The organism is Shouchella xiaoxiensis (genome assembly GCF_016907895.1).
Taxonomy (GTDB): Bacteria; Bacillota; Bacilli; order Bacillales; family Bacillaceae_D; genus Shouchella; species Shouchella xiaoxiensis.
In genome coordinates this window covers 1-17,267 of the sequence record NZ_JAFBCV010000031.1, presented here as the reverse complement: position 1 = coordinate 17,267, position 17,267 = coordinate 1, and the positions used below count along the sequence as shown (strand labels likewise).

At 41.5% G+C, this 17,267-nt stretch carries 13 protein-coding genes; 3 read left to right on the top strand and 10 right to left on the bottom strand.

Features of this window, described 5'->3' with window-relative positions:
• Positions 1–119 precede the first annotated feature (119 nt).
• From JOC54_RS22605 to JOC54_RS22590, 4 genes are all read right to left on the bottom strand, one after another.
• On the bottom strand, positions 120–2,084 hold the full coding sequence (locus JOC54_RS22605) for a methyl-accepting chemotaxis protein (protein ID WP_204469408.1): 1,965 nt from the start codon (positions 2,082–2,084) through the stop codon (positions 120–122).
• A gap of 122 nt (positions 2,085–2,206) precedes the next feature.
• Positions 2,207–3,877, bottom strand: a complete 1,671-nt coding sequence (locus JOC54_RS22600; protein WP_204469405.1) for a nicotinate phosphoribosyltransferase — start codon at positions 3,875–3,877, stop codon at positions 2,207–2,209.
• A 120-nt stretch (positions 3,878–3,997) separates the two neighbouring features.
• Complete coding sequence (locus JOC54_RS22595; RefSeq protein WP_239586896.1) at positions 3,998–5,176, bottom strand: endo-1,4-beta-xylanase; 1,179 nt, start codon at positions 5,174–5,176, stop codon at positions 3,998–4,000.
• A gap of 156 nt (positions 5,177–5,332) precedes the next feature.
• Positions 5,333–6,520, bottom strand: a complete 1,188-nt coding sequence (locus JOC54_RS22590) for an ornithine--oxo-acid transaminase (RefSeq protein WP_035418969.1) — start codon at positions 6,518–6,520, stop codon at positions 5,333–5,335.
• A gap of 123 nt (positions 6,521–6,643) precedes the next feature.
• Between JOC54_RS22590 and JOC54_RS22585 the strand changes: the two genes are divergently transcribed.
• Positions 6,644–7,843, top strand: coding sequence for an MFS transporter (locus JOC54_RS22585; protein ID WP_204469403.1), 1,200 nt, complete (start codon positions 6,644–6,646; stop codon positions 7,841–7,843).
• 38 nt (positions 7,844–7,881) lie between these two features.
• On the opposite strand, the gene JOC54_RS22580 is transcribed toward JOC54_RS22585, so the two are convergent.
• From JOC54_RS22580 to JOC54_RS22560, 5 genes are all read right to left on the bottom strand, one after another.
• A complete protein-coding gene (locus tag JOC54_RS22580) occupies positions 7,882–9,432 on the bottom strand; it encodes a catalase (RefSeq protein ID WP_239586898.1) in 1,551 nt (516 codons plus the stop codon).
• Between the two features lie 448 nt (positions 9,433–9,880).
• The gene (locus tag JOC54_RS22575) at positions 9,881–11,596 is read right to left on the bottom strand and encodes an ABC transporter ATP-binding protein (protein WP_204469399.1); all 1,716 of its coding nucleotides are present in this window, start codon (positions 11,594–11,596) and stop codon (positions 9,881–9,883) included.
• A gap of 81 nt (positions 11,597–11,677) precedes the next feature.
• A complete protein-coding gene (gene nei, locus JOC54_RS22570) occupies positions 11,678–12,493 on the bottom strand; it encodes an endonuclease VIII (protein ID WP_035418963.1) in 816 nt (271 codons plus the stop codon).
• Positions 12,494–12,538: 45 nt separating this feature from the next.
• Entirely contained in the window at positions 12,539–13,474 is a 936-nt protein-coding gene (gene murB / locus JOC54_RS22565) for a UDP-N-acetylmuramate dehydrogenase (protein ID WP_035440805.1), read from the bottom strand.
• 205 nt (positions 13,475–13,679) lie between these two features.
• A complete protein-coding gene (locus JOC54_RS22560; protein WP_204469397.1) occupies positions 13,680–14,303 on the bottom strand; it encodes a flavin reductase family protein in 624 nt (207 codons plus the stop codon).
• Between the two features lie 87 nt (positions 14,304–14,390).
• On the opposite strand from JOC54_RS22560, the gene JOC54_RS22555 reads away from it, so the two are divergent.
• Entirely contained in the window at positions 14,391–15,026 is a 636-nt protein-coding gene (locus tag JOC54_RS22555; protein WP_239586897.1) for a DUF421 domain-containing protein, read from the top strand.
• Between the two features lie 51 nt (positions 15,027–15,077).
• On the top strand, positions 15,078–15,977 hold the full coding sequence (locus JOC54_RS22550) for a diacylglycerol/lipid kinase family protein (protein WP_204469392.1): 900 nt from the start codon (positions 15,078–15,080) through the stop codon (positions 15,975–15,977).
• Between the two features lie 44 nt (positions 15,978–16,021).
• On the opposite strand, the gene JOC54_RS22545 is transcribed toward JOC54_RS22550, so the two are convergent.
• Positions 16,022–16,708 (bottom strand): DsbA family oxidoreductase, encoded by a 687-nt coding sequence (locus JOC54_RS22545; protein WP_035418960.1) that lies wholly within the window; start codon positions 16,706–16,708, stop codon positions 16,022–16,024.
• Positions 16,709–17,267: the final 559 nt, after the last annotated feature.

Genomic DNA, 17,267 nt, shown 5'->3' with positions numbered 1-17,267 from the left:
AAAAAATTAAGCTACCACACACCGATAGAGTTCGGTAATATGGCAGCTTAATAAGTAGGTGTTTTATTACTGTCCCAAATGACTAGGTCAGTCTAGAGGCGTACATGCTTTTTTCTTCTTTACCATTTAAAGCGCTGAATCATTTGCTCCAATTCTTCTGCTAATTCCGATAGGTTCGTCGTTGAGCTTAGAATTTCTTCCATTGAAGCAAGCTGCTCTTCCGTTGAAGCCGATACGTTCTGTATGCTTGCTGAAGTTGTTTCTGTGGCTCCCGCAATTTGTTCGTAAGACTGGAGGAATTGTTCCGTTTGTGCAGACATTTCTTTTACTTCATTCGTCACCGAGCCGATCTTCTCACGCACATCTTCCATATGCGATTGAATCATCTCGAAAGAAACGCCTGCTTCTTGAATAACTTCAACTCCTTTTGTGACTTCTTTTTTACCATCATTCATTTCTTTGGCAGCAAGTCTCGTACCATCTTGAATGGTTAAAATTTGCTCCTGCACTTTTTTCGCTGCATCATTTGATTGCTCCGCAAGTTTCCGCACTTCCTCTGCCACAACAGCAAATCCTCTTCCACTCTCTCCTGCACGAGCAGCCTCAATTGATGCATTTAATGCAAGCAAATTCGTTTGTTCAGAGATGTCAGAAATCATTCGACTGACTTGATCAATTGTCCCCGCCTGTACTTCCAACGATTGAATCGTCGAGGCAATCGATGTTACTTTTGCTTGAATCGCATTCATTTGCGTAACGCTTGTTTCAATTCCCGATTTCCCTTTTGAGACAGCGGTAGCTGCTTGATCGACCGCTTTATTTACATGTGTAGCTGAGACAGCAATATCATTTACGCCTTTTGAAACAGATGACACGGCATTACGCCCACTATTCATACTATGGGTCTGGGCATCAACACTACCCGAGACCTCTTGGATCGCGAGCGTTATATGTTCCGTTGCCTGCATATTCTGCTCAGTACTCGCCTGTAGTTCTTCTGATGAAGCAGCAAGATAGGTTGACTTGTCTTGAATATCTTGCAAAGTCGTAATGAGTGATAAACGCATCTCATCAAATGAGCTCGCTAGTAACCCAACCTCATCTTTAGCGAGATCCTTGCCGTTGTAACCGGTGCTTAAATCACCTTTGCTAATAATTGTTGCCACTTTGGCCAACTTTGAAATAGGCGATACAATTGAACGTACAACGAAGAAAATAATTACACCACCAACAATCAGCGTCCCAACGATTACAATAATCATTGTTTGCAAAATCGGCTGAACCATTTGTTCTACTTCATCGGGCAGCATTGTCCCTGCTAACACCCAGTTCGTAGGAGAAACCATATTGTATGTAATTTCTCGTTCAACTTCATCTACGTCAAACTGAAATTGACCGCTTTCTTCAGTAAAGAGCGAATTTAAGGTTGCTGACACATATTCGCCTGTTTCCATATTCGGATGATAAACGACCCGACCTACTTCATCGAGCAGGAATAAGTAGCCAGAGTCGCCTATCTCTGCATCTGAAATGTACTGAATGATTTCACGTAAATCGATCTTCACCCCAAAGACGTGGCTATTATTCGCTGTTAACGTTCCAAATACGATTTCGACCGTTTCGCCATCTTCAGATATTATCGGTTCACCGACAGCTACTTCTGATTGTCTTCCCACCGTTTCTTGCATCCAGCGCTCACCTAGCATGTTTACTTCGGTAACGCCGCCTTCTTCCGTATATTGAACCCCTCGACCACCTGTTTGAACAAGATAAAGTTCACTTACATTGATGTTTCCCATATAAAAAGTTGCAAGGCTATCTTCAATTTCTGCCTCTGACATATTTTCAACATCCATCGAATCACCGGCAAAATTAACAATTGCCGTCTGCAACTCCATAAATTGTTGGAGCGACGTATGGACATTAGACGTGATTTGTTCGGCCTGATGCAACATATTCTCTTCCACATTATTTTTAGTTGTGAAATATGAAGACAGTCCAATGACTAGACTTGGAACAAGTAACATAAAAACAAATGCTGTAATTAATTTCCCTTTTAAACTTACTTTGTTAATTCCTTTCATCGCTTCCCCCACCTCTACATCTTCTGTTTTATTCTTCGGCATATTTTCAGAAATTCTAAAGGTTTTTACAAAAGGTTCTTTATTCAACATAAAAAAGCCCTCGAAAATTCGAGGGCTTTGCTTCATGATTGTTCACGTTTCTCTTCAATTAGTTGATTTTTCATCGCTGTAAGCTCATCAGAAAGGGCAACTGGGTACACTTCTGGCACTTCCAGACGTAAATATTCCTCCCAGAATGAGTTTTTCTGGCTTTTATGATACTCTTTCACTTCATTAAGAGTAGGGGTCTCATACACAAGCTCCCCGTTTTGAAAGATTGGCTTCAATAATTCAACTGCTTTAAAATCACGAATGCGTTTTGCTTTAAGTGGATTACGAGGGTGCTTTAAAACAATTTCACTTTTTTCCTCAAGCGATTCATGAGCAAGACAGACATAATCTCCCTTTGCCATCCCGTCTTGTCCAAATAACCGATATACTTTTTTTCTGCCAGGATTCAAGATCTTTTCGATGCTCTCAGAAATTTTTATAAGGGCAACCCAATCCTCTTTTGTATACGTTCCTGCGTCAACTTCTTGTTGGAGAGGACGGCGCGCAACGATCTTATGAACGCCACCGAGTGCTGGATTGTCATATGCCGTAATAAATTTCGTCCCCACACCCCAAATGTCAACCTTTGCCCCTTGTTGTTTCAGCGAGGCGATCGTGTATTCATCGAGATCGTTTGTTGCCGCAATTTTTACATGCTCTAGGCCTTCTGCATCCAAACGCTTGCGCACTTCTTTTGATAAATAAGCCAAATCACCGCTGTCTAATCGTACGGCAGTCATTTCATAGCCTTTTTCTTGCAGTCGCTTCGCCGTCTCGATTGCATGGGGCAACCCACTACCTAACGTATCGGTCGTATCAAGAAGCGGAATCGTTTTCTGCGGAAAAACTTCTGCATACGCCAGGAAAGCTTCAAGCTCAGACGGGTGGAACATTACGAATACATGTGCCTGCGTTCCCGTAATGGGCATATCAAACACTTTTCCTGCTTTTACATTGCTCGTTGCATTAAAACCAGCAATATAGGCCATCTTCGCTCCGTAAACACTGGCGTCTCTCCCTTGCGCTCGCCGCTTCCCCATTTCGAGTAAGCCATCCTCACCAGCAATCGTTTTAATTCGCGAGCCTTTTGTCAACACGAGAGATTCGGCATTGACAATATTTAAGAGCATCGCTTCAATCCAGATACATTCCCATACAGGCGCTTCAATTCGAATTAAAGGTGTATTTGGAAAAACGAGGTTGCCTTCTTCTACTGCATGCAGGTCACCACTGAATCGCAAGTTCCGTAAATCATCCAGAAAGGCTTCGTCAAACCCTTCTACCTGATCACGTAAATAATCGATATCGCTTTCATTAAAATAGAGGTTTTCGATTGTTTCAACAAGATGACCGAGTCCACCAAACGCAACATAGCCACCTAGCTCTGCACTGAATTCACCTACACCTCTTACAAATGGCGCTTTTCGGTAAAAGTCATCAAATACAACCGTTGTTTTGTGCAGGCCTTCTTTCCACAGAGCATACATCATCGTTATTGCATAATAATCAACATCTAGCGCATAATCTTCAATCGGGTTGTAGTAAGGAACGACAGTAAACGTTTCTTTCCCACAACGAATGCATGGCAGCTCATTGTTTTTTTCATTCGAGAAAGTCGGTTGATCGCATGCTTTACAAATATGTACATAGCGGTAACTTGTTGGCTTGACAACATCAAAAATGGTTTTATTGTTTTCAGACATGTTTCTGCTCCTTCGTGGTCTTATCGGTTAAGGTCACCTAAGTCAATCAAAGTATACCCCTGTTGCTGCTTCATTTCAAATAAGTACAAACAAAAAAGCCGTGCATTATGCACAGCCATATTACTGATTCATGATCCGCCAATAGGATGGCTTGACTTGATAGTTTATGTCAAATACAAACGGGGCATCCACACCTACCCCATTGTTATACTCCCTTGCCCGATCATTTAGCCACGTATGATTATCAGCAATTCCCCAAAAAGTGACGTTGCTTATGATCGAATCTAGCTCTCGGTATAAGGAAAACAACTCTTCATAACGATCAGCCTGCTCATCAAACCGTTCTGTTGGTATATCTTCATATTCTCTGTAAGCAGGCGTCGGAGGCCAATTATAGAGACTGACATCAAGCTCTGTTACTTGATTATCAAGCCCTAATTCCGCAAACATTGAGAACGAGCGTCTCATGTCGGAGATCGATGGCCATTCAATTTGGTTATGCGCTTGGTGGCCAACCCCATCTATCGGAACATGATCTTCAAGTAATTCAGTTACTAGATTGTATAAATGCTCACGCTTTGGCGACACTTCCGTATTATAATCATTTATATAAAGCTTAGAGTCTGATCCTGCATATTGTCGAGCCGTTTGAAATGCTACACGAATGTATTCATCTCCCGTAAGCTGGTACCACTCTGACTCCCTCATTCCTCTTGCGTTTGTTGCTTCATCAGCAATCACTTCATTAACAACATCCCAAGAATCAACAACATCTTTGTAGCGCTCTACGACAGTCCTAATATGTGTAGTGAGACGATCTAAGAGCAGTTCCTTATTGGCTTCTCGCTTTACCTGATCGGTTTCGTCAATCATTTTCTTCCCATTTTCATCCAAAAAGAACCATTCTGGAACTTGGTTATGCCAGACTAAAGTGTGAAACCGTAGCGATAAACCATTCTCCCTCGCAAAATTAGCTATTTTATCTGCTTCTTGAAAACGAAAATCTCCTTCATTCGGTTGCAACGAGATCGGTTTCATTGCATTCTCCGCAACAATGCTTGAATAGTGACGCTTAATGATTTCCCCTTGGACACCATCTAGCTGATGAGGCTCAACAGCTGCTCCAATTAAAAAAGACGAATCGAAATGTTCTGCGATAGAGGGCACTTCCAAAGCAAACGAATGACTGCTACTTTGCGTTTCTTGACCTGCCACATTTTGCATACCACTTGTACCTCCCGTTAGACTTACCGCCGTTATAAGACTAGCAACACCCAATCTGTTCACAATCCAACTCAACAAAAATCGCCTCCCAATCTTTTATTGAATGTAAGGGCTTTCATTAATTTGTAGTATAGTACACCACACTTACTTTGTCTAGTAAACGAACTAAGTTTTGTGTTTGTCGTCCAATGCATAAAGAAACCTACCGCAAAAACGGCAGGTTTCAGCTATTTAAAGTACATCACGAATATGATCAAGCGCCTCCTGTAACTCTTCTTTTGTAATAATAAGTGGCGGGGCAAAGCGAATAACGTTTTCATGAGTTTCCTTACATAATAAGCCCTTCTCTTTCAGTTTTTCGCAGAACGGTCTTGCCGGTTCAGTTAGCTCGATTCCAATAAAAAGACCTTTTCCGCGCACTTCTCTTATACTTGAATGGGTCAACTGATTGAGTTCATCCATAAAATAAGTCCCTAATTCTTTAGCGTTCTCAACTAAGCGTTCCTCTTCCAGCACATTGAGCGCCTCAATCGCCACTGCACAAGCAAGAGGATTACCTCCGAAAGTCGATCCATGAGAACCTGGCTCAAACACACCAAGCACATCTTTGCTGGCAGCAACAGCAGAGACAGGCATTACGCCGCCACCAAGGGCCTTTCCTAAAATGAACATATCCGGTTCTACCGCTTCATGATCGCAGGCAAACAGTTCGCCTGTTCGACCAAGCCCCGATTGAATTTCATCAGCGATAAACAAAACATTATGCTTTGAACACAGATCACGTACTTGCTTTAAATAGCCCTCTGGAGGAATGATAATACCCGCTTCCCCTTGAATTGGTTCAACTAAAAAAGCAGCTGTATTTTCATTAATAGCCGCCTCAAGCGCTTCGGCATCGCCATAAGGAATTGTTTTGATTCCCGGTAACAGCGGACCAAATCCCCGCTTATACTCATCATTTGATGATAATGAAACTGCCCCGAGCGTTCGTCCGTGAAAATTGTCGTGGCAGACAATGACTTCGGCTTGATTTGCTTTAACACCTTTGCGGTCATAAGCCCAGCGTCGCGCTGCTTTTAACGCTGTTTCAACTGCTTCAGCCCCTGTATTCATTGGAAGAATCATTTCTTTTTTCGTGAGAGCTGCGACTTTTTCATAAAATGGCGCGAGCTGATCATTATGAAATGCTCGCGAAGTTAATGTTACACGCTCCGCCTGATCTTTTAATGTTTGAATTAAGCGCGGATGACAGTGCCCTTGGTTTAAAGCAGAATAGGCACTTAACATATCTAAATAACGGTTTCCATCCGCATCCCAAACCCAAACCCCTTGTGCTTTCGAAATAACAATCGGTAGTGGGTGGTAGTTATTCGCACCGTAACGTTCCGTTTTTTCAATAATTTCATCCGTATGTGTCATCGATTAAACCCCCTCTTTTAGTATGAGATTCTCTATAAATAAGAAAATTCCTGCTACATGTAGTTGAGGGCACTTTTTAATAAAAAGATGTTAAGATAGGGAGGGTCTAAGGAGAGTGACGTATTGGATAGACAAATTAAGCGCTATCATCATGTTTTATTTATTGCTTCTATTTTTTGTTTTTGGTTATCAACATACAGCTATGTCCCTATTTTCAGTATCTATTTAGAAGAAATACCTTTTAGTTATGGATTAATCGGCATCATTCTCGGAAGCTATGGAATTACTCAAGTCATGCTGCGCTTTCCACTAGGGGTATTACTCGACAGATTAAGCATGTTTAGAAAGCACTTTTATGTAGGCGGGTTTGTAGTCGCCATCATTAGTGGCCTTATCTTACTGTTCTCCACTTCGTTCGCTTGGATTTTAACTGGGCGATTGTTAGCTGGAGTGACGGCCGCTATGTGGGTTATGGCAACCATTATGTATGCAGAGTATTTCGAACCGAAGCAATCTGGTCGGGCAATGGGTATCCTCCAGTTCTCAACGGTGATGTCTCAATTTCTTAGCATGCTGTCAGCCGGATTACTCGTCGAATGGCTCGGACTTTCAGTTCCGTTTTGGGTCGGTGTTCTGACTGCTTGTATCGGTCTTGTCCTTGCTCTATGTATTAAAGTCGTACCACAGGAAGAAAACACATCAACCACTCAGGAACGGAATTCGTCACTTAAACACCATATAAAAGCAACAATTGCTGTAAAAGGCTTATTGCCGCTCACCCTTATTTCAATGTTTGCACACGCATTATTATTTATCTCCATCTTTGGATTTACACCAGTTTATGCGAGTGCGCAAGGCATCAGTGAAGGAGCCATGATTTGGGTCATGGTAGCTTTTTTTGTGCCTCATGCTGCCGCTTCACTCTTCGTTGCTTTCTTTAATGTTCCTGATAAGAGCGAAATGAAAATCGTTTTTATTAGCTTATTAACAGCAAGCGTCGCTTTTTTCATCATGCCACTGATGACAAATCTAGTAACAATAAGCTTGTTTCACGCCATTATTGGCTTAGCGATTGGTTTTGTTTTGCCGATGCTTCTTTCACAAATAGCGACGTTATCTGACTCAACTTTAAAAACATCTGTGATGGGCTTCTATCAGTCGATTTACGCATTAGGTATTTTTATTGGACCATACATGGCTGGCTATGTGGCACAGCAAAGGGGACTCAGTCACGTTTTTAGTTTTGCTGGTTGGCTCAGTTTGATTGCACTCACGATAGCAGGCATATTAATGATGAAGCACCGAAAACAGCTCACAAACTAAAAAACCAAGCTCTGTTAAAACAGAGCTTGGTTTTACTATTAATAAGGATCGGAAGGCTGACTTCTCTCACTTGCTTCTTCAACTGCTTCTGAAGATTTTTCTTCCATTGAGTCTCTTTCTTTCTTAATTGCCTCACTTAATCTCTTACCATAATCCGCGTCCGCTTCTGTTACATTCTTAATCATCTGCTCTCGAACAGCCGAATGAACATCAGCTAAGGCACCTGAAAGGTTAGAGATAAGCTCTTCTTTTTCCCATTCAGCTAAGCGACGGAATGTTTCGCCTGCCTGACCGAAATTATTCGGTCGATCAATTGCCTCGCCTTTCAATTCACCGGATACATGTGGCGTATGTTCTTTTCCTGTCTTACCTGCTTCTTTCAAGCCACCAATAACCGAAGGCTCATAGTTAATATGAGGGTTGTTGCTCGGTGGACTGTCAACATGATAAGCCATCTGACCATCTCTTTGATTGGTCGCTACGCGCTTTTTCGGTGCATTAATCGGCAGCTGTAAGTAGTTTGCGCCAACACGGTGTCGCTGTGTATCAGAGTATGAGAAGGTTCGCCCTTGCAGCAGCTTATCATCAGAGAAATCAAGACCATCCACTAGAACGCCAGTACCAAACGCAGCCTGCTCTACTTCTGCAAAATAATTCTCAGGATTTTTGTTTAGAACCATTTTCCCTACTTTGTGCCAAGGAAACTGATCCTTGTACCATAGTTTCGTTGGGTCAAGCGGATCAAAATCAAGCTCCGTATGTTCGCCATCCTCCATAATCTGGACATACAGCTCCCATTCAGGAAAATCGCCCTTCTCAATTGCTTCATATAAATCTTGCGTTGCATGGTTAAAGTTATCCGCCTGCACAGCGTCAGCTTCGTCCTGCGTTAAGTTCTTGATTCCTTGAACCGGCTCCCAGTGGTACTTGACCAATACGCCTTTGCCTTGTTCATTCACCCATTTATACGCATGAACACCTGAACCTTGCATGTTACGGTAGTTAGCTGGGATGCCCCATGGAGAAAAAAGGAATGTAATCATATGAGTCGCTTCTGGGCTCTGCGAAACAAAATCAAAAAATCGTTCCATACTTTGGCGATTTGTTACTGGATCCGGCTTAAATGCATGTACCATATCCGGGAATTTTAATGGATCACGAATAAAAAATATTTTTAAATTGTTGCCAACTAGATCCCAGTTACCATCTTCAGTGTAAAATTTAACCGCAAACCCACGAGGATCTCGCAGTGTTTCTGGTGAATGTGTACCATGAATAACGGTCGAAAAACGGACAAATACCGGCGTCTTTACATCTGTATTTGTAAAAACTTTCGCTCTCGTATATTCCGAGATGTCTTTGTCGCCGACTTTTCCATACGATTCAAAATAACCATGAGCGCCTGCGCCACGACCGTGTACCACACGCTCTGGGATTCGTTCACGATCAAAATGGCTGACCTTTTCCAGAAAATCATAGTTTTCTAGCGTCGTTGGTCCACGATTTCCTACCGTTCTTACATTCTGGTTATCCTTCACTGGATGACCTTGACGGTTCGTTAACGTTTCATCCGTTTCATTTGCAGCCATTCGCTTGTCTAATGAATCTCCAGTTCCTGTCACATTTGTTCCAAACGAAGGTGATTTTTTCTGTTCATCCATTTGGTCACAGCTCCTTTATCATACTTTCTAAATTAGCGTTGCCAAATGAAGGAAAGTTATTCAAAAAAAGAAGGATAGCCTATAAGAATGCCAAATCAATCTCTAGAGCTTCCTTTTTTAATTTGATGCGTGAAGCTATCGGTTTAAAGACCTCTAACAAAGGCAAGTGTAATTCATATGAAGTGTGGAAGGGTTGATTTCCCATTAGAACGGAAGCTTGTGCAGAGGAATGGTTAAGGCATTTTTTCGCTTCCTGTGAATTTGAGTGCGTACGCACAACATTCTACGAAAAAGCTAAAGTTATAAAAAAAAAGTGCGCAAGGATTAATTAAAATCCTTACGCACTTTTAAATTAAAGAGAAAAAGCCCCTCATCCCTATTGGTTAATTTGGATGCTGTTTAACGAAGCAAACGCTCCATTTTTTGCAATTAATTCATCATATGTGCCTTGCTCAACAATGCCGTCTTTTGTGACAACAACAATGCGGTCAGCATGGCGGATCGTGGCAAGTCTATGGGCAATGACGAGCGTTGTTCGGTTCACTGCAAGCTCTTGCAGTGATTGTTGAATCATTGCTTCCGTTTCGGTGTCGAGAGCTGATGTGGCTTCATCCAAAATTAAGATTGGTGGATTTTTTAAGAATGTACGGGCAATCGCAATTCGTTGCTTTTGACCACCTGATAATTTCAATCCTCTTTGCCCAATCTGCGTGTCGTACCCCTGCGGCAGCGATTCGATTAATGCTTCTAGATTAGCAAGTCTTGCTGCATGCTCAATCTCTTCATCGCTCGCGTTTAAGTTTCCGTAACGGATATTCTCACGTAATGTACCGCTAAATAAGAAAACATCCTGCTGCACGATTCCAATTTGACTACGTAGGGATTTCTTCGTCATTTCTTGAATGTTCATCCCGTTTATCGTAATACTTCCACTATCGATATCATAAAATCGTGGAATTAACGAGCTAATCGTCGTTTTCCCAGCACCTGAAGGGCCAACAAAAGCAATCGTTTTTCCAGCAGGAATGGTTAGATTAACATTGCTCAAAACAGGTCGATTCTCTTCATAACCAAACGTCACATCGTTAAACGAAATGGACCCATCAAGAACAGGTGCTTCTTTCGCATCGTCTCGATCAACAACGTCTACCTCTGTATCCATCATGTCGGTAAAACGTTTAAACCCAGCCATCCCTCGTGGGTAGAGCTCTAAGATCGCGCTTATTTTTTCAATTGGCTTAAAAAGAATGTTGATGTAAAGGATAAATAGGACGAATTCACCTACATCAATGGTTCCTACGTATAACAACCATGATCCATATATTAGTACAGATAAGATCATTAAGCGTGTTGCAAGAAAGATACCAGAAGACGTATAGCCCATTACTTTATAGCCGCCTACTTTTGCTTTCCGGTATCGGCTATTATTGGCACGAAACGTTTCCACCTCATGTTCTTCGTTCGTAAACGACTGAACCACACGCATTCCAGAAACACTATCTTCTACGCGCGCATTAACATCGCCAATTTCCGAATACATCTTTGTCCACGCTTTATTCATCTTAATATTCGTATACGTTATAAGAGCAATTAGCACAGGAACAAATACAAGGGCAACAAGTGCCAAGCTTGGATTCACATAGAACATGATTCCAAATGCGCCAGCAAACGTCATAAGCGCAATAAACAAATCTTCAGGCCCATGATGAGCAAGCTCGCCAATATCAAATAAATCGTTCGTTATACGGCTAATAATATGGCCTGTCTTTGTATTATCGAAGTATTTAAAGGACTGTCTTTGCACACCTTCAAACAAATCTTGCCGCATATCCGTTTCAATGTTAATCCCCAGCTTATGCCCAAGAAAATTGACATTGTATTGTAAGTAAGAACTTATAAGATAAGTAGCAAATAGTGCACCAGATACCCAAATAACGGTCCCCCATTCTTGTTCTGGGAGCAGCGTATTTATAAACCACTGGACAACGACTGGAAAAGCTAAATCCAGCAAAGCTACAACGATCGCACTAAAGAAGTCAATGTAAAACAACTTTTTGTGCGGAATGTAGTAAGCAAAAAAACGTTTGATCATTTCTTTATGTACCTCTCTCTCTGCCTGATCGGCAGACCCCACTCTTATTTAATCAATTCATGCTTAGAATTGCAACCATATTTACTGACAAGCCGGACAATAATAAAGCCGTCTTCCGCCAATCACCATCTTTTGAATCGGCGTCTGACAAATATGACATGGCGCACCTTGGCGATTAAAGACCCAGTGACGGTAATCTCTTCGTTTTTTTCCTTCTGAACGGAGCTGGTCTGCAATCGCCAAATCCGTTGTAATCCCACCCGTTTCGTATGACTGCCATGTAAGCTGGATCATCGCTTTTGCTGCAAGCTGTTGCTGAGCCACACTACAGTCAACAGGTCGACTCTCCGGATTAATGCCTGCAGCAAACAAAATTTCGCTTCTCAAATAGTTGCCATTACCAGCAACAAATTTTTGATCAAGCAGCAACGAAGCCCACTTACGATTTCGAAACGTTTTTGATTGAATTCGCTCAGTCAGTGCTTCTTCCGAGACATTCTCACTTAATAGATCTGGACCGATTCTCGCTAGAAAAGGATGTAGATATTGCTCTGCGGTTGGGAATACAGTAATTTCCGAAGCACTGTAAAGCAAGGCAGAATGATTTTCTGTATGCAACGCCATACGGAGCGTTCGGTTTGTAACCGGGTATTGATAGGCTTCCTTTACATACCATCTTCCATAAAGTTGATTATGCGAATAGATGGTGTAGCCATTGTCCCAGTCGATCAGCATTGCCTTACCCTTGGTTCGAACACGACTAACCTTCGCTTGCTCGAGAATCGCCTCATAAGGCTTTAATTCTGGAAATGCAAAGAAAAGTTCCACCACGCGCTCACCTTTTAATGCTTTCTCTACAAGGTCAGCGGCTTGTCTGATTTCCGGACCCTCAGGCATAAGGTGCTGCCCCCTTCCATGTCTAGCAACAGAAGGTTCCGTTAACTACTCGCTAACAGAACCTTCTAAATCGTCTCCAATTGTAATAACCTCAGTCTCAAGCATCACATCAAATTTTTCATGAACCGTCTTCTGTACATGCTTAACCAAGCTCATATAGTCTGATGCTGTTGAGCCATCTACATTTACAATAAACCCTGCATGTTTCTTTGAGACCTCAGCTCCACCGATCCGTGTTCCTTGCAGGCCACTTTCTTGAATTAACTTTCCTGCAAACATACCAGGTGGTCGTTTGAACACACTTCCACAGGATGGATATTCAAGCGGTTGTTTCGTTTCCCGGGCAATAGTCAGCTCATCCATTTTCAATTTAATCTGCGCTGGATCACCCATTTCTAAGTCCATCGTCCCTTCAAGCGCAATATAACGCTTCTTTGAGAACACGCTTTTTCGATACTGAAAATCAAAGTCGTCTTTTTTCAGCGTCAAAAATTCGCCTTCCTCCGTAAGAACAAGCACGCTTTCCAATACATCGGCTATTTGTCCACCATATGCACCAGCATTCATAAAGAAAGCTCCACCAACTGTCCCAGGTATTCCGCAAGCAAATTCAAGTCCGGTTAACGAGGCATCGCGCGCATCTCTTGACGCCTGAATAATAGTAGCGCCTGTTTGTGCCATCATTTTCCCATCATGAATCTCAATGGAATCTAAGTTTTTCAAGCTAAGCGTTATTCCGCGAATGCCGCCATCTTTCACAATGACGTTCGAGCCTTTACCAAGTAAAGTAACGGGCACTTGATGTTCCTTGGCAAATTTCAATACCGTTTGTGTTTCTTCATATGAGAATGGCGTAATGAATAAATCCGCTAAGCCACCCATTTGCGTATACGTGTGCTTATAAATCGGCTCATTCTCGTAAACCGTTCCGTTTGGTAATGTTTTAATTAAAGGCTGACATACTTTATTATATCGTTTCATTATCATCTTCCTCTGGCAAAATCATTTCGAATGATCACATACGCCTATCATAGCTATATGCGTCGTTTTTTAGTAGCGTGCACCTCAACCAACCAGGACATGCGATCGCTTTTTTTAAAATTAGTTACATCCCTACATTATGACTGATGTTCCCATAAAAAAACAGACCAAACATCTTTTTGGTCTGTTTTTCATGATTGCAACTTTAATCAGGTCGTTTCATTGAATACGTTTTTCCTAATGTTGCATAATTAGGTCCAGATAGGCGTGCAACCGGCTTTAATTGATCAGCTAACACATAATTATGTTCTTTATCGTAAACAGAATCATCAATATGTACACAGAGTACACGGGCAATTAATAAATCGAATGAAACTTCCGTCCCAGCGTCATTCTTAGTAGGTAAGTGTGATTCAAGCGTACATTCAAATCGAATTTTTGCTTCCTTTATAGCTGGAACTGTAACGCGTGAGCTTTTGATTAACTGTAATGAGGTTAAATCAAGCTCACTTTTATCACTTTCAAGCGTAGCCGCGGTTTGATTCATCGCTTCTACAATTTCTTTACTCACAATGTGAATCACCAGCTCTTTTGATTCGAGAGCATTGCGAGCAGTATCTTTCATCACGCCTGCCCGTCGTCCAACAGCTATCGAAACGAGCGGCGGATCACCGGAAAGCATTGAAAAGAAGCTAAACGGTGCCGCATTAACCACATCAGCTTCCGTAGAATTGGTTGTAACGAATGCAATCGGCCTTGGCACTATAGAGCCGCTTAGTAATTTATAGCGTTCTTTTGCAGATAGGCTGTTCATCAATATTTCTTGCATGCTTAATCACTCCTCATTTTATCTTTTACGTTTACCCTTAATTAAAACCGCTCATACTTATAGCAGAGGTGATTTTCCTTGGAAGAGATGGGCTCAATTTTATTTCGTACTATTATTATGTTCTTAGCTGTTCTTATTTTTTTTCGTCTAACCGGAAAAAAAGATTTAGGTGAAGTGAGCGTACTTGATGTCATCGTCACATTAATGATTGCCGAATTAGCTGTTGTGTTAATCGATGATCCCGAATTGCCTTTATATCGTGGTCTTGCGCCAATTGCCTTACTCATTGTGCTACAGCGCTTATTTTCTTATATTCAAATTAAAAACCAAACGTTTCGAGACTTAGTTGATGGTGAACCCGTTATTCTTATCAAAGATGGTGTTTTACAACAGGAGAATCTAAAAAAGCAGAACTACACAATTGATGACATTATGCTGCAACTACGGGATAAAAACATTGCGGATATCCAAGAAGTCGAGTGGGCGATGTTAGAAGCTTCGGGAACTCTTTCTATTTTCAAGAAAAGTGAACAAACGCCGTTAACCTTACCACTCATTATGGATGGAAGCATTCAGCGAGATCATTTGCAAATCTTATCATACTCTGAAGAGTGGCTTCTGCAAAAACTAAGCGAACAAGGCATAACCGATCCTTCACGTGTTTTTTACTGTAGTTATTTTAATGGGAAGTTCTCTGTGCAGAAAAAAAAGCTTCCGTCATGACAAGGATAGCGTTGAAACGGGTATATGTCCATATAGAAAGGCGGTGGTCACATGCCACGCTATAAAAAAGCGATTCTTGTTTACAATCAACAAGCTGGTCAAGGAGATGCACTTGAAATCATCGAAACAATCGTTCCAAAATTAGCACCTGAAATTATTGAATTTACGCTTATACAAACAATGGAGCAAGGAGAAGCAGAACAAATTTGCTTTGAACGTGCAAGCGAATCTGATTTAATTCTCATTATGGGGGGAGATGGAACGGTTCATGAGTGTGTAAACGGTCTTATGAAACAAGAGGCTCGCCCTCATGTTGCTATCCTTCCAACTGGGACATGCAATGATTTATCTAGAGCATTAAGAGTGGAGACGATCGAGGAAGCCATTGATGCAATTCTCGCTGGAACCACGCAGCAGATTGATATTGGTCAACAAAACGAACGGTTCTTTAGTAACTTTTCCGGCGTTGGATTAATTACGGAGGCATCAAAAGAAATTGAAAACGAAACAAAAGATAAATTCGGCAAGCTTGGTTATGTCATTAGTGCAATCCGTTCATTAAAAGCACCAACGACCTTTTCTTATACATTAACCACTACAGAAGGCGAAGAATCAAGTGGCGAAGCCGTCATGATCTTGGCAATGAACGGGCAGTATATCGGAACGGTTGGTCTCTTTAATGAGAATATTTCTTTATCGGACCATATGCTTCACCTCTTTATTATCAAAGAAGCGGGAATGACTTTAGTCAAAAATGTGTACAACCAAGCCTTCTCAAATGAGGATTGGTTAAAAGAAGCAGAAGGATTAGAAATGTACACAACTAAAGCGTGTAGCATCTCGACATCACCCGCTCTCGAAATTGATAGCGATGGGGAATTACTTGAGAGAACACCTGTTGACTATCAGCTCCATCCAGGTGAGCTTACGTTTATTTCAAACGCACATTAAACAAAAAGCAAGGCTCCACGTGAATCGGAGCCTTGCTTTTCTATTTAACAACTTTCATCTGTGCATGCATCGCCTTGCTTCATCACTTGAATTGGGGCTGGCGCTTCTTCTTCTTTTACTTTTTCGAGCACTTGTAAGAATGCTTCTTTTGGCTGTGCGCCTGAAACAGCATACTTGCGATTAAAGACAAAGAACGGTACACCTTGCACACCGATCTGGGCACCTTCTTGTTGTTCGTGCTCTACATCTGCTTGATAGCGGTCACTTCGTAGAACTTCATCAATTTCTTGCTCGTCAAGCCCAGCCGAGAGGCCAATTTCTTTTAGCGTCTCGTCTTTCCCAACGTGTTTCGCATCAATGAAATGAGCCTCAAGCAATTTCTCCATCACTTCACCCATTTTTCCGTGCGCTTTCGCTAGGTGACTTAAACGATGGGCATTTAATGTATTGACCACTTTTACATTCTCGAGTTGATACGCTAACCCAACCTCCTCGGCTTGCGCAGACACCTGAGCATTCATTTCTTTTGCCTTCTCAATCGGCATGTTGTATTTTTTTGCAAGCACATTCACCATTGACTCATCTGAGTTCTTAGGCGCAGACGGATCAAGCTGAAAACTTTTAAACGTGACATCTACTTCCTCACCAAAATCTGCGAGAGCTTGCTCAAATTTGCGCTTTCCAATATAACAAAACGGACAAGCAATGTCCGACCAAATTTCTACATTCATCTTTAACGCCCCTTTCTCTTACTAACGATATACATTCCACCACTTCCACGCAAGACAATTGCTTAAGAACCCGCGTGTTTCTTACATTAAATAGCCTGTACGAATAGCCTGACGCTATTCTGCTTATTTATCTGGAAAAAAACCATATAAGCTTGTTTCACCTTTATTACAAACAGAACGATTCTAAATAAAAATAAAAAAAATGTTAAAAAAGTGATCCAAATTTATTTATCGTCCGTTAGCTATGTATACAAGAAACAACAAACGCGAAATTGGAGGTGACTTTCATGTTTACAGACATCCTAATTCAAGCTTTTGAATCCGTTTCTAGCATCATCGGTACACTTGGCTAAACAAAAATTTTTAAAAAAACTTAGTGCAATTGTGATCCAATCGAAATGTTCATGCGTTAGCTAGATAACACAAACAACATTGATATTTTTTAGGAGGTGGCTTTCATGTTTACAGACATTCTTGTTCAAGCTTTTGAATCGGTTTCTAGCATCATCGGTACTCTTGGTTAATTCTCAAAAACCCTTTTCCCCAAATAACGAATCAA